General features: G+C 63.2%; 13 protein-coding genes. 1 reads left to right on the forward strand and 12 read right to left on the reverse strand.

All coding sequences use genetic code 11. From position 1 onward, the window contains the following. The first annotated feature begins 61 nt into the window (after positions 1 to 61). Complete coding sequence (locus HB778_RS09055; protein ID WP_183463175.1) at positions 62 to 982, forward strand: zinc-binding dehydrogenase; 921 nt, start codon at positions 62 to 64, stop codon at positions 980 to 982. A 27-nt stretch (positions 983 to 1,009) separates the two neighbouring features. On the opposite strand, the gene HB778_RS09060 is transcribed toward HB778_RS09055, so the two are convergent. The 12 genes from HB778_RS09060 to HB778_RS09115 all read right to left on the reverse strand — a co-directional run bounded on the left by HB778_RS09060 (position 1,010) and on the right by HB778_RS09115 (position 12,465). Continuing rightward, positions 1,010 to 1,762 (reverse strand): SDR family NAD(P)-dependent oxidoreductase, encoded by a 753-nt coding sequence (locus HB778_RS09060; protein ID WP_095199543.1) that lies wholly within the window; start codon positions 1,760 to 1,762, stop codon positions 1,010 to 1,012. Positions 1,763 to 1,852: 90 nt separating this feature from the next. After that, positions 1,853 to 2,191 carry a hypothetical protein gene (locus HB778_RS09065; protein ID WP_183463177.1) on the reverse strand — a complete coding sequence of 113 codons (339 nt, stop codon included), beginning with the start codon at positions 2,189 to 2,191 and terminating at the stop codon, positions 1,853 to 1,855. Next, a complete protein-coding gene (locus tag HB778_RS09070; RefSeq protein WP_183463179.1) occupies positions 2,191 to 4,473 on the reverse strand; it encodes a transglycosylase domain-containing protein in 2,283 nt (760 codons plus the stop codon). The genes HB778_RS09065 and HB778_RS09070 overlap by 1 nt, the downstream gene beginning before the upstream one ends. A gap of 346 nt (positions 4,474 to 4,819) precedes the next feature. Then, the gene (locus HB778_RS09075; RefSeq protein WP_095199545.1) at positions 4,820 to 5,200 is read right to left on the reverse strand and encodes a hypothetical protein; all 381 of its coding nucleotides are present in this window, start codon (positions 5,198 to 5,200) and stop codon (positions 4,820 to 4,822) included. A 112-nt stretch (positions 5,201 to 5,312) separates the two neighbouring features. Then, positions 5,313 to 6,323, reverse strand: coding sequence for a YncE family protein (locus HB778_RS09080; RefSeq protein WP_183463181.1), 1,011 nt, complete (start codon positions 6,321 to 6,323; stop codon positions 5,313 to 5,315). Positions 6,324 to 6,482: 159 nt separating this feature from the next. Beyond that, on the reverse strand, positions 6,483 to 8,450 hold the full coding sequence (locus HB778_RS09085; protein WP_183463183.1) for an acyltransferase family protein: 1,968 nt from the start codon (positions 8,448 to 8,450) through the stop codon (positions 6,483 to 6,485). A gap of 45 nt (positions 8,451 to 8,495) precedes the next feature. Beyond that, positions 8,496 to 9,410 (reverse strand): hypothetical protein, encoded by a 915-nt coding sequence (locus HB778_RS09090; protein WP_183463185.1) that lies wholly within the window; start codon positions 9,408 to 9,410, stop codon positions 8,496 to 8,498. Positions 9,411 to 9,444: 34 nt separating this feature from the next. Then, entirely contained in the window at positions 9,445 to 9,591 is a 147-nt protein-coding gene (locus HB778_RS09095; RefSeq protein ID WP_082525739.1) for a hypothetical protein, read from the reverse strand. Between the two features lie 25 nt (positions 9,592 to 9,616). Beyond that, positions 9,617 to 9,871 (reverse strand): GlsB/YeaQ/YmgE family stress response membrane protein, encoded by a 255-nt coding sequence (locus tag HB778_RS09100; RefSeq protein WP_095199549.1) that lies wholly within the window; start codon positions 9,869 to 9,871, stop codon positions 9,617 to 9,619. A 215-nt stretch (positions 9,872 to 10,086) separates the two neighbouring features. Continuing rightward, positions 10,087 to 10,287 (reverse strand): hypothetical protein, encoded by a 201-nt coding sequence (locus tag HB778_RS09105; protein ID WP_183463187.1) that lies wholly within the window; start codon positions 10,285 to 10,287, stop codon positions 10,087 to 10,089. Positions 10,288 to 10,380: 93 nt separating this feature from the next. Beyond that, positions 10,381 to 11,001 carry a ribonuclease D gene (locus HB778_RS09110; RefSeq protein ID WP_183463189.1) on the reverse strand — a complete coding sequence of 207 codons (621 nt, stop codon included), beginning with the start codon at positions 10,999 to 11,001 and terminating at the stop codon, positions 10,381 to 10,383. Between the two features lie 78 nt (positions 11,002 to 11,079). Next, positions 11,080 to 12,465 carry a M20/M25/M40 family metallo-hydrolase gene (locus HB778_RS09115; protein WP_183463191.1) on the reverse strand — a complete coding sequence of 462 codons (1,386 nt, stop codon included), beginning with the start codon at positions 12,463 to 12,465 and terminating at the stop codon, positions 11,080 to 11,082. Positions 12,466 to 12,711: the final 246 nt, after the last annotated feature.

Genomic DNA, 12,711 nt, shown 5'->3' on the forward strand with positions numbered 1-12,711 from the left:
TATTCGTCAGCGTAAATCGGTAGGCTCGGGTCGTTCTCGCCAATTGGCAAAGGTGTACCCCATGCTCGCCCTCACCGTCTTTTCCGGCAACGCAGCCAGATTGAAACTCGCCGAGGTGGACGAGCCACAACCTTGCGCGAACGAAGCGCTGATCGCCGTCCGCGCGACCTCGTTGAACCGCGGCGAACTGCGCCTGCTCGCCATACGTCCGGACGGCTGGATACCCGGCCAGGACGTCGTTGGGATTGTCGAACAGGCCGCAGCCGATGGCTCCGGGCCGGCCGCGGGCACAAGGGTCGTGGCTTTGGTCGACGAGGCCGGCTGGGCCGAACGTGTCGCCGTTCCGACCGAGCGTCTCGCCGTCCTGCCGGATGAGGTCGGCTTCGTCTCGGCGGCCACGCTCCCCGTGGCGGGCACGACGGCGCTGAGGACCTTGCGCTATGGCGGCGACCTTGCTGGTCAGCAGGTCCTGATCACCGGCGCGAGCGGCGCGGTCGGCCGTTTCCAGATCCAGATCGCCCGCGAGCAAGGCGCTTCGGTGACCGCGATCGCCGCCGCCCGGCATGCCGAGGATCTCAGCGCTCTCGGAGCCGGTCAGGTGGTCGAGGCGATCGAGAAGGCCGAGGGGCCGTTTTCGCTGATCACCGAGTCGGTCGGCGGCGAAAGCCTCGCCCACGCAATCGAACGTGTCGCGCCTGGCGGGACCATCGTCATGTTCGGTTCGAGCAGCGGCGAACTCACGCCGGTTGGCTTCCGCCAGTTCGTTCCAGGCCACGAGGGCGCGAGGCTTCAGACGTTCGCCTACTACACATCCGGCTCGGGCATTGGCGCCGATATCGCTGCGCAGCTCGCCCTGGTCGCGGGTGGCCGGCTGGAAACCCGCGTCGCCTTGACCGTGCCGTGGACGGATATCGCCCAGGCCCTGGACGCCCTGCGGCAGCGCAGTTTCAGCGGCAAGGCCGTTCTCACCATCGCCGGATAAGCTGTCCTTGGCCTGAAGTTGACCGACTCACACGTGCTGGCCGCCATTGATGTGGATTTCCGAGCCGGTCACATAGGACGCCTGCTGCGAGCACAGGAAGAAGATGATGTCGGCGACCTCGGCCGTGGTGCCGAGGCGCCTGAGCGGAATGGTCTCGACGATCTTGTCTGTGCCCGGCGACAGGATCGCGGTGTCGATCTCGCCCGGCGCAATGGCGTTGACGCGGATGCCGTGCGGACCAAAGTCATGCGCCATCTCACGCGTCAACGAGCCGAGTGCGGCCTTCGATGTCGCATAGGCGGTGCCGGCGAAGGGATGCACGCGGGTGCCGGCGATCGAGGTGACGTTGACGATCGAACCCTTGGCCGCGGCTAACTCTTTGAACAACCCCCGCGCGAGCATGATCGGCGCGAAGAAATTGACCTGGAACACGTCGCGCCAGACATGCATCGGCGTGTCGATCGAATCCATGCGGCTGTTGCCGTCCTTGAGCTTGGGCGAAATGCCGGCATTGTTGACCAGCGCGTGCAACTGGCCGCCATGCGCTTCCAGCCGATGGCGGATTTCGGAAACGGCGATGCCGACATCTTCCTGGTCGGCGAGGTCGACTTTGATGTGATCTTCCGGGCCTGCCGGCCACGGGCAATCCTCGGCAAAGGCCTGGCGCGAGCAGGTGATGACGCGCCAGCCCTCGCGTGAGAAGCGCTTGACCGTGGCATGGCCGATGCCGCGGCTGGCGCCGGTCAGCACGATGGTTTTTCTTGTGTCGAGTTCAGCCATGTCGCGGTCTCCGGCGCGTGATCTAACCGAATATGGTTACAATGGCGAGAGGTCGCCATGAGACCAGTGAGCCGGCCGTGCCGTAGCTTTTCAATAGCAGGTCGGACAATCGACAAGCAGGCCGAGATTCAGAAGAAAGGCCAAACCGGCCAGCGACCAAAGAACCCATAAAAACGTGGTACGCGAGCGCCCGGCCAAGCGCGCAACGACCCACGCCAGACCATAAGGCAGAAAAATCCCCATGATGAAGGAACCGTATATCGCACCGACTCTTTCCTGATCGAGGTACGCCGGATTGGGAAAGTAGAGGTATGGCAGGTGCCGAGTGACAACAACAAGGACTGTCATCCCAAGCAGCGACAACGATTGCCACACGCTTAATCGCTTGTAGTCTTTCACACCATTGGGCTGAAAAGGCTCGCTGGTCATCAGCCGCCGCCCAGAATATCCAGGATCGAGGTCTGTTTCTTCTTCTTCAGCGGACCGCCAACATTGCCCGGCGGCACCGGATGCCCGACCGAAGCGGTGGTGCCGTCATCCGCCGGCATGTTGAAGCCATCGGCGTCGACGGTCTGGGCAGGCCGCGCCACGCGGGCCGGCGCTGGCGCCTGGGTCGCCGGCGCGGCCGCCTGTGAGGATGGCGCCTGCTGGCCAACCGACGCTGAGGGAACCGGCGCCGGCTGGTTGTTGTCGGCGGACGGTATGTCGTCGGGCACGATCGTATCGGCCGGCGTCGATTTCCAGGTGCCGGGCAGCGGCCGCACCGGCACGCCTTCGTGCGCGGCGACCATGAATTCGTGCCAAGCCTGCGCCGGCAGCGCGCCGCCGGTGACCTTCTTCATCGCCGTGCCGTCATCATTGCCGAACCACACGCCGGTGGTGAGATTGGCGGTGTAGCCGACGAACCAGGCATCGCGCGAATTCTGGCTGGTGCCGGTCTTGCCGGCCGACGGCCAGGCAAAAGCCGCCTTCTTGGCGGTGCCGATCTCGACGGTGCCGGTCATCATCGAGTTCATCATGCCGACGATCTCGGGTTTCACCACACGCGGCGCGCTGCCGCCGCCGCTGTCGTAGAGCACCTTGCCCTCGGCGGTCGTGATACGGCGAATGAAATGGATGTCCGGCTTGTAGCCGCCATTGGCGAACGGCACATAGGCCGAAGTCAGCTCCAAGGGCGTCACTTCCGAAGTGCCGAGCGCGATCGAGGTGTTGGCCTGCAGCTCAGACTGGATGCCCATGCGATGCGCGGCCTCCACCACCGCGTTCGGCCCGACCTCCATGGTCAGCTGCGCGGCGACCGAGTTCAGCGACTTGGCCAACGCCGTCGCCAGCGTGACCTTGCCAAAATACTTGCCGCCGTAATTGTCCGGCGTCCAGTTGCCGATCTTGATCGGCGCGTCATTGCGGATGCTGTCTGGCGTGCGGCCCCCTTCAAGCGCCGCCATATAGACAAACGGCTTGAACGCCGAGCCCGGCTGCCGGCGCGCTTCCGAAGCGCGGTCGAACTGGCTGGTCGAATAGTCGTAGCCGCCGACCATGGCGCGCACCGCGCCGGAATCGTCGATCGACACCAGCGCGCCCTGGGTGACGTTGAGCTTCTTGCCGCTTTCATCGATCAGCCGGCGGATCGACTGTTCGGCGAGCTTCTGCAGGTTCAGGTCGACGGTTGAGTCGATGACGATGTCGCCGCGCACGTCGCCGATCAGGTCGGGCAGTTCTTCCATGATGGTGTCGGCGACATAGTTTTCCGAGCCGGTCCAGTAGGACGGCGAACGCGTTGCCGGCGCGCTCAGCGCCGTCTTCAACTCCTTGTCGCTGATCTTGCCCTCTTCGCGCATCGCTGCGAGCACGAGCTGCGAGCGCTCCTCGGCGGCCTTGGGATCGCGCGCCGGCGACAGCCGCGACGGCGCCTTTAAGAGCCCGGCAAGCAGGGCGGCCTCCGACAAAGTGACATCGCGCGCGCTCTTGCCGAAATAACGCCGCGACGCCGCCTCGACACCGTAGGCGCCGGAACCGAAATAGACCCGGTTGAGGTACATTTCGAGGATCTGGTCTTTGGTGTGCTTGTGCTCCAGCCACAGCGCCAGCAACACCTCCTGCACCTTGCGCTCCAGCGTGCGGTCAGGCTTCAGGAACAGGTTCTTGGCCAATTGCTGCGTCAGCGTCGAACCGCCTTGCGAGAAATGCCCGCCAAGCAGATTGGTCACCATGGCACGCGACAGGCCGATCGGGTCGACGCCGAAATGCGAATAGAACCGGCGGTCCTCGATGGCGATGACGGCTTCCGGAATGTAAGGCGACATTTCGTGCAGGCCGACCGCCTCTCCGCCGCTCATGCCCCTGTTGGCGAGCAGTTGGCCATCGGCCGAGACGATCTTGATGTTGGGAGCACGGTCGGGGATCGACCAGGTGGTGGCCGCCGGCATCTTGGCGCCGTAGTAAATGACGACGCCCGCCACAGCGATGCCGCCCCAGATGGCGAGCACGAAGCACCAGTAGAACAGCCGGCCAAGCACGCCGAACAGGCCGCGGCGGCTCCTGCCGCGCCCGCCGCGCGACGATTTCGCCTTCGACGATCTGCGTTTGGCGGAGGCTTTGCGGTTGCTCGGCACGACGCGGTCCTCCTCGCTCACCGAAAGGCCCGTCTGGGATCGCGTCTGAGGCGGTCCCTCAAAACTGGGCTCAATGCGGCTGTCTCTGCGGTTCGCCATGCCTTGCGCTTAATATCCCCGGTGCTAACGGCGTCCGGGTTGAAGAGTAGATGCGGCGATTTAAGGGCGGGTTAAGTCGGAAAAATTCAAAGCGATTGATAATCAAATGCCTGGGGTCCGGCAGTTGGTGCGCAGTTGGCGCTCTGTTCAAGGCCCCTGATTTTGACGCTGGCAAGCGGCCCGCCGCGATGGAACAGTCCGGGGCGCAGCCCCAAACCACTCTCAACCGCGACCCATGCAGTCGCGGACATGTTCCGCATTAGGGCGCGATCGCAAATGGTCACAGCTTCGCGTTCGACCGCGCCCCAAATCACCCATCACCAGGTGATCACCTGGTGGACATGCGTCAGCCGATCGCCGCACGGACCGAGAGCGCTGCCCTGGACGATTGCATAACCTCGCCGACATGGCAGTAGCAGACGATCTCGTGCAGTTGGTGGTCGGTCAGCTCGAAGAAGCGCTTGGCTTCGCCATAACTGTCGTCTTTCAGACCCTCGTCGTGCAAAATGGGGTCCGTGAAGGCAACCGCTATCGGCGAGCCATCGCCTCGCATGACATCGCGCTCCGGCAGCGCACGGTATTCGGTCCCGGCAAGCGCGGTCAGCAGCCGGCTGGGCTCACGTTCAAGAAGCTCGGCCCAACGTGCGAGACGTTGGGTTCGGCTCATTACCGGCTGTGTGTTGACCTCGGCCACTGCATGCAGTTGGTCCAGTGTTTGGTGTTTCATGGCAACCTCCTAGTAATAGTTGGTTGACCCCAAACGCCCTGTATCGACATCATAGCGCCGAAGCGTCGATCCGTCATTCTAATTCCATGTGGGCGCAAGCGCGCTTCCGGCACTACGCCGATGCAATGGCCCCGTCTTGCCGGCAATTTTCAACCCCACCGAGTATCGACGACAGCGCGAAAAAGGCCAGCGTCTGCTCCTCGCAGGTCACCGCCACGACGCTGTTCGACCGGTCGATGTCGAGGCCTTTCGGGCCGCCTTCCTCGGGGCTGGCCCTGCCGCGCAGGAAGGTGTCCTCGTCGAGCACGGTGACCGAGCGCGCGGGCGCTCGCGGTCCCGTCCAGTCACCGTCTCCCGCATAGACATGCACCATCCGGCTGCCCGCGTCGGCGACGAGGATATGCCGGTCGTCGCCGGTGAAGCGCACGCCGTGCGGATAGCCGGCATTCTGCAGGACGCCGGCAGGTTCGGTGTCTGGTCCAAGCGACGCGGACATGCGGTAGAGTTTCACATCCTGGGTGCCGTGGCTGCTGACCGCGATCCAGCGGCCGTCATGGCTGAGGGCAATGCCGTCCGGTATATCGAGACCACGTTCCAGCAGCCGCTGGTTGCTCGTCGTGCGATAGCCGAGCCACCGGTTGACCACGTGTCGGGTGACCAGATGCGTGTAGTTGTTGCAGACCAGCAGGCTGACGCGGCCGTGCGACTCCAGCCTGACGGCAATCGAACCCGGCGAATTCAGTTTGCATAGCCGCCTGCCCTTCACCCGGCGCATGGCTGATATCGCGCGGCTTTGGCCGGCCGGTTCCTCGCGCGGCAGGCTGAAGATCGCAACCAACCCGTCGCGGTTGGCGATCGCCAGGGTGCGGTCATCGATGAAATCCAGGCCATGGATTTCGCCCATATCGTCTGATGTCAGCTCCATGAAATCGTGGATCGTGACTTCAGGGCCATCGGATCCGGCCCTGATGTCGACGCGCAGGACCAGCAGGCGCTTGCGCGCATAGCCGGCAATTGCCAGCAATCGATTGTCCGGTGAAAAGCGCAGATCCTCCGTGCGTCCGATCGCCGAAAGCGCCGCCCGCACCGCCGCGCTGACCTTGAAGGCGATCCCGGGGATCATTCGCGACCCGCCCAGGATATCGAACGATGGAAAGGACCGAGAAGTGTCTAATTGTTCCCGGTCCATCGACGACTGTTTGCCCCGCTTTGATGGTGCCGACTAAGCCCGATCGCGCCCTCGACGGTCAAGCGCAATACAGGGATTCCCAGGCCATACCGGTTAGAGTCCCGCCGCCTTCGCCAGATAGGGCGCGAGCGCCAGCGCGTAGGTCGCCGTCATATGGTGATAATCGCGCCAGACGACGATGTTGCCGACAACAGCGGCGCATGTTTCCTTGCCGCACAAGGCATCGTTCATGTCGACGACACGGACATCAGGCAATGGCGCGGCGGCGAGCGCAAAGACGTTGCTTGCCTCCACCTCGTTGCGCGCGGTGATGCATTTGTCGGGGTCGGCGGCCAGGCAGTCGCCGGGATCGAACTTGACGAAGGGCGTGTTGCGGATGGCGATGATCTTGACACCCGTTTTGTTCAACTCGCTCCAGATGCTGCGCAGGCCTTCGATCATCGCCGGCTCCGGCGTGTCGGAGTAGCGCGACTGGCTGGTGAACATCAGATCGGGCCGTAGCTTGCCGATCTCGGCCAGCACATTGTCGCGCCATTGCACACAGGCTTCATAGGGTTTGCCGTTTTCCGTCACCACAGCGCGGGTGAAAGGGCAAGCCGCCTTGGTGAAGGTGACCAGTTTCCATTTGTGGTCCCTGGCGATCTTGTCGATGGCGGGAACCCATTGCGCGGCATGCGAATCGCCGGTGACCACAATGGTCCGGCTTCCCTCCGGATCGCCCAGCTGGCAGCCCACCGGCTCCGTGCTGTCCTGCTCCTGGTGGCATTTCAGGCGGTAGACGACCGGCACGTCGCGCTTCAGCTTGCCAAGCGGCGGCAGCAACTCCACGCCATCCGGAACCGCGGCATTGGCCAGCAGCGCGGCAGGCCCGGGATATCCAGGGGTTCCGATCAGGTTGATGTCGACGCCTTGACGGTCGAGCGCGTAGCCAAGACCGCCGGATGCTATCACGCAGACGGCAATTGCAGCCGAACCGTAGGCCAGCGGGCGCCATTCTGTTCGCGATTGCGGCCGGCGGTACCGCTGTTCGATATAGCGGTATGACAGCTCGGAGATGCCGAGCGTCAGCGCCATCAGCCCAAGCCCCGCAAGCACTCCGACAGCGGGGCGATCTGCCGTGTAGAAGACAATCAGCGGCCAGTGCCAGAGGTAGATCGAATAAGAGCGATCGCCGACATAGCGCAGGATCGTAACGTCGAGCCCGCGGAACCGGCCAAGCCTGATATCGCCAGCCGCTATGACCAGCACGGCGCCCAGGGTCGGCAGCAAGGCGTGGAAGCCGGGAAACGGTGTCGAGGCGGAAAACAGCAACGCCGAGATCACGATGGCGCCGATACCTGCCGCCACCATGGCAAGGCGCGATGGCGCCGCTGGCGAGAACCCTTCGCCGGCCAGCGCCAACAGCCCGCCCAGCGCCAGTTCCCAGAGACGGGTATGGGTAACGAAATAGGCCCAGGCCGGATCGGCTTGGGTCACGACCACCGAGGCCGCCAGGGATCCGGCGAAAACAAGGGTCAGTGCGACCAGCAATGCAGCCTTCGGGGATCGCCCGAGACGCCGGGCAAGCCAGATGACCGCCGCCACCAGCAACGGCCAGACGATATAGAACTGCTCCTCGATCGACAGCGACCAGTAATGCTGCACCGGGCTTGGCGCTTCCGCCGCCCCGAGATAGTCGACCGCCTGCAAGGCGAGCCGCCAGTTCTGCACGTAGAGCGCGCTGGCCGCGACCTGGACGGCCGTCTCTTCCCATCGCGCCTTGGACAGAAACAACAGCGTCCCGGCGAGCGTGACGAGAAGGGCCAGGACCGCCGCCGGCAACAGCCGCCGCACCCGCCGCGAATAGAATGTGACCAGCCAGGCGCGGCCGCCGGCTGTCGCCATGCGGGCAAGCAGACCGGTGATGAGAAAGCCCGAGATGACGAAAAACACGTCCACCCCGACATAGCCCCCGGGAAGAACCATGGGCCAGAGATGGAAAACCACCACCAGGGCGACGGCAACGCCGCGCAACCCCTGGATTTCGGGGCGACAGCCATGCTCCTCGCTTCTATCGATCAAGGCTGCCCGCCATCTGGAAATCGAGCGATGTGATGCCCCCATTTTTCAGATCGGCTCGAACGTCACATCCGGCTGGTCAGGACCACCGGCTTGCCGTAGCAGGGCAACGAGGTGTTCGCGCCTATCGACCGGCTGTTTTCGCCAGTTCGAGGCATTCGTTACATGCAGCCAGCCATCAACCAACATGAAAAAGTCCTCATGCTGATCATCTCCCTCGCCGAAGCGAAGCAAGCTGTTCTGCGTGAACCTGACCGACGCCGGATCTATCGACCGGTAAAGCAGCGGCCAGTTGCCGCCGCCGGAATCCATATGAAACCTGTAGCTCGGGGCGAAATCCAGCGGTCGCCGCAGCAGGCTTCCGTCGAAGAAGCAGAAGCCAGGCCATAGGAACCAGCCGCCCGGCGTCGGCGTGTCGTGCCGCATACTGCCATAGAGGCTCTTGCCTTCAAGCCGGTCACGGATCGAAAACGGTCCCGTTGGAAAGATATCATGGTCGATGAAGCCGAAGAGCTTCGGCCCGAAGCCGGTCATGAAATTCCGCACGATCCAGTTGAGTGCCTGGCCATGCGATCTGCTGACGACAAGCCTGTTCCTCGGCAAGGCGACATAGGGCACGTGCTGGCGACGGCAGAGGTCGCGTATGGCGCCCCTTGCCTCCTCCTTCTTGCTGTTGTCGAAGACGATGTAGCTCTCGTGCTCGGCCAGGTATCGGCGCACGAGATGGATTTGCCATGCGATCACATCGGGCCGGTTGAAGGCGACGCTGGCTACGATCGCGTTGCGAAACGCTTGCTGTCGCCCCTGCAATTCACTGACCGGCGCAGATGTCCTCAGGAAGCGAAAAGTCCGCCAGCGATAGCGCAGCAGCGCCTCGCGTCGTGGCGGCCTGTTCAGCCGCTCCCATTCCGCAATGGAAATCCTGGGCGGATTTTCACCTTCCGGCGCCTCGGAAGCCCCCATAGCGCGCTCCTGCATCCGCCAATTATCGGCAGGCTCAGTTCTGCTGGATCGAAATGCCCTTGTCGTCGATCTTGAGTTCGACGCCTTTCGGCTTCGTCTGCTCGCGGTAGACATAGATGCCGAGAGCAATGACCACGACGACGAGCGCGCCAATGAGGAGATAGAGTGTGTTCTGCTTCATGGCGCGCTCTTTCTGATGTCGAGCTTCACGCTCGCTTCAAGACCTTGACCAGCACCAAAAGGATGATGGCGCCGATCGTGGCGTGGATGATGGAAGCGAGAATGCCGCCGCCGATGGAAAAGCCGATCCGCGGCAACAGCCAGCCGGCGATAAACGCGCCGACGATGCCGACGATAATGTTGCCGATCAGGCCGAAGCCGAAACCGGAAACGATGAGACCGGCGAGCCAGCCGGCGATGGCACCGATGATGATGAAGACGAGAAGGCTTTCGACACCCATAACGATTTCCTCCGAGCAAAAGCGCGATGGCGGAGCGGAAGGCTCCGAATCGGCCCCGATATCAACGGCTTCAAGCTATTCGAAAGCAGCTGGCCTCGCCAGCTTCGCGCTCACTAGAGCAATTCCAGGAAAAGTGCGAAGCGGTTTTCCGTCCGGAATTGCATCAAAACAAGGAGTTGGGGTAGTTCGCCATTTCTGTGAAATGGCGAACTGCCCTAATCGTCATCGTCACCGGCAGTGGGCCGCCAGCTGGTCGGTTCGACCTTCTTTTGCGTGTGGCTGTCGGTATAGACCCACCAGCCGCCATCGCGATATTGCGCGATGGATTCGTTCACGACGCCGTCGCTGTCTTTCCACATGACAGAAACCTTGGAGCCGTCTGTCGGCGCAGTCGATATCGGCTTTCGGTCGGCCATCCAATCCCCCATTGAGCCGTTAACCTGCGCCGACAAAACGCGGCGGCCGGCATCTGGTTCCAGCCGGCCACCGGCCAGGAGGCTTTCAAGCGATCAGCTGTGAGCGAAGATATCCTCTTCGTCCCAGCCCATCAGGTCAAGCTTGGCCCGCGTCGGCAGGAAGCGGAAGCAGGCATCGGCCTCCTTGGTCCGCCCCTCGCGCGCCAGCCGCCCGGCCAGCACATCGCGCAACCGGTGCAGATAGAGCACATCGGAGGCGGCATATTCGAGCTGCTCGGGCGACAGCATCTCGGCCGCCCAGTCCGACGATTGCTGCGCCTTGGACAGGCCGACGCCGAGAAGCTCGAAGCAGATGTCCTTCAGCCCATGCCGGTCGGTATAGGTGCGGGTCAGCCGTGAGGCGATCTTGGTGCAGAACACTGGTTCGGCCATCACCCCGAACGCATTGTAGAGCACGGCAAGGTCAAACCGGCCGAAATGGAAGAGCTTCGTCACGTTGCGATTCTTGAGCAGGCTGACGAGGTTCGGTGCCTTCTTCTGGCCGGGTGCGATCTGGATGACATCGGCGCTGCCGTCGCCAGGCGAGATTTGTACCACGCACAACCGGTCGCGATGCGGGTTCAGCCCCAGCGTCTCGGTGTCGATGGCCACCGCCCCGACATTGTAATGCGAAAGGTCGGGCAAATCATGCTTGTGGAAACGGATGTCGGCCATTGTCTTCTCCGGTCGCGGCGTTCCCCGTCCTCGCCGCGATCCGGTGAAAAATCAACAAGAAAACGACTTTTCCGCCGCTCAGCGTGTCAGCGCATCGAGAATACGCGCCCAGGAGCGCTGCCCCTTGTGGAAGGAGGAGAGCTCATATTTCTCGTTGGGCGAATGGATGCGGTCGTCGTCGAGGCCGAACCCGACCAGCAGCGATTCCATGCCAAGATAGGTCTGGAAGTCGCCGACCACGGGGATCGAGCCGCCGCTGCCGGTCGTCACCGCCGGCTTCGGCCATTCGTCGGACAGCGCAGTCTTGGCCTTGGCCAGGAACGGCGAGTCGTAGGAAAGCTGGATTGCCGGCGAGCCGCCATGCGGATGGAATTCGACCGAACAGTCGGCCGGAATGCGCTCCTTCACGAATAGCTGGAAGGCGGCGCGGATTTTCGCCGGGTCCTGCTTGTGGACGAGGCGGAAGGACACTTTCGCCGAGGCTTCCGCCGCGATCACCGTCTTGAATCCCTTGCCGGTATAGCCGCCGATAATGCCGTTGAACTCGGCCGTCGGCCGCGCCCAGGTCAATTCCAGCACCGAGCGGCCCTTTTCGCCCGACGGGATCGACAGGCCGACAGGCCCGAGGAAGGTCTCGGCCGTCTCGCCAAGCGTCTCCCATGATTTCAGCACCTGCGTCGGCGTTTCTTCGACACCGTCATAGAAACCCGGAATGGTGATGTGGCCATCCTTGTCGTGGATGTCGGCCAGCACCTTGGCCAGGATGCGGATCGGATTGGCGGCGGCCCCGCCATAGAGGCCGGAATGCAGGTCGCGGTCGGCGGCCTTGACCGTGATCTCCTCGCCGACCAGCCCGCGCAGTGCCACGCAGATCGACGGCGTGTCGCGGTCCCACATGCCGGTATCGCAGACCAGCGCGAAGTCGGCCTTGAGCTCCTCGGCATTGGCCTCGAGGAACGGTTTCAGCGACGGCGAACCGGACTCCTCCTCGCCTTCGAACAGGATGGTGACACGGCACGGCAGATTGCCATGCACCTGTTTCCAGGCGCGGCAAGCCTCGACGAAAGTCATCAACTGGCCCTTGTCGTCGGCCGAGCCGCGCCCTGATATCACCTTGTGGTCGGGCCCAACCTCCTTCACCGCCGGCGCGAACGGATCGTTCTCCCACAATTCGATCGGGTCGACCGGCTGCACGTCGTAATGGCCATAGAACAGCACATGCGGCGCGCCTGCCGGCCCCTCATGATGCGCAACCACCATCGGGTGGCCTGGCGTGTCGCGCACGCTGGCATCGAAGCCGATCAGCTTGAGCTCCGCCACCAGCCATTCCGCCGCCTTGCGGCAGTCGGCGGCATAGGCCGGATCGGTGGAGATCGACTTGATCCTGAGCAGGCCGAACAGGCGTTCCAGGCTCTGGTCGAGATTCTTGTCGAGACGGTCGAGAACGGGGGAAACTGCGGACATTTGGCAAGCCTTTCGATTCAGTGCCGGAACCGTAAAGGCAGAGCGGCGAAACGAAAAGCCCGGGACCATTGGACCACGGCGCCAGTCGGCTGCCGCTAATGCATGTCGCCCAAAAGTGGCCCCGGTTTTGGGAGAACGACATGCATAAAAACAATGACCTAAAGCGCATCGCCTGAATCCGATCAAACGCGATGCGCTTTAGGCAAAAAAGACCGCCGTGGTGGAGGGGGAACCACGGCGGCCTCA

Origin of the sequence: Mesorhizobium huakuii, from assembly GCF_014189455.1 — a bacterium.
In the GTDB taxonomy this organism is placed as follows: domain Bacteria; phylum Pseudomonadota; class Alphaproteobacteria; order Rhizobiales; family Rhizobiaceae; genus Mesorhizobium; species Mesorhizobium huakuii_A.

Bases quoted from the DNA above. Each gene is read 5' to 3' on its own strand.
- HB778_RS09115 (WP_183463191.1), bottom strand. From the start codon at position 12,465: ATGTCCGCAGTTTCCCCCGTTCTCGACCGTCTCGACAAGAATCTCGAC.
- HB778_RS09075 (WP_095199545.1), bottom strand. From the start codon at position 5,200: ATGAAACACCAAACACTGGACCAACTGCATGCAGTGGCCGAGGTCAAC.
- HB778_RS09110 (WP_183463189.1), bottom strand. From the start codon at position 11,001: ATGGCCGACATCCGTTTCCACAAGCATGATTTGCCCGACCTTTCGCAT.
- HB778_RS09100 (WP_095199549.1), bottom strand. From the start codon at position 9,871: ATGGGTGTCGAAAGCCTTCTCGTCTTCATCATCATCGGTGCCATCGCC.
- HB778_RS09055 (WP_183463175.1), top strand. From the start codon at position 62: ATGCTCGCCCTCACCGTCTTTTCCGGCAACGCAGCCAGATTGAAACTC.
- HB778_RS09105 (WP_183463187.1), bottom strand. From the start codon at position 10,287: ATGGCCGACCGAAAGCCGATATCGACTGCGCCGACAGACGGCTCCAAG.
- HB778_RS09065 (WP_183463177.1), bottom strand. From the start codon at position 2,191: ATGACCAGCGAGCCTTTTCAGCCCAATGGTGTGAAAGACTACAAGCGA.
- HB778_RS09080 (WP_183463181.1), bottom strand. From the start codon at position 6,323: ATGATCCCCGGGATCGCCTTCAAGGTCAGCGCGGCGGTGCGGGCGGCG.
- HB778_RS09090 (WP_183463185.1), bottom strand. From the start codon at position 9,410: ATGGGGGCTTCCGAGGCGCCGGAAGGTGAAAATCCGCCCAGGATTTCC.
- HB778_RS09070 (WP_183463179.1), bottom strand. From the start codon at position 4,473: ATGGCGAACCGCAGAGACAGCCGCATTGAGCCCAGTTTTGAGGGACCG.
- HB778_RS09095 (WP_082525739.1), bottom strand. From the start codon at position 9,591: ATGAAGCAGAACACACTCTATCTCCTCATTGGCGCGCTCGTCGTCGTG.
- HB778_RS09060 (WP_095199543.1), bottom strand. From the start codon at position 1,762: ATGGCTGAACTCGACACAAGAAAAACCATCGTGCTGACCGGCGCCAGC.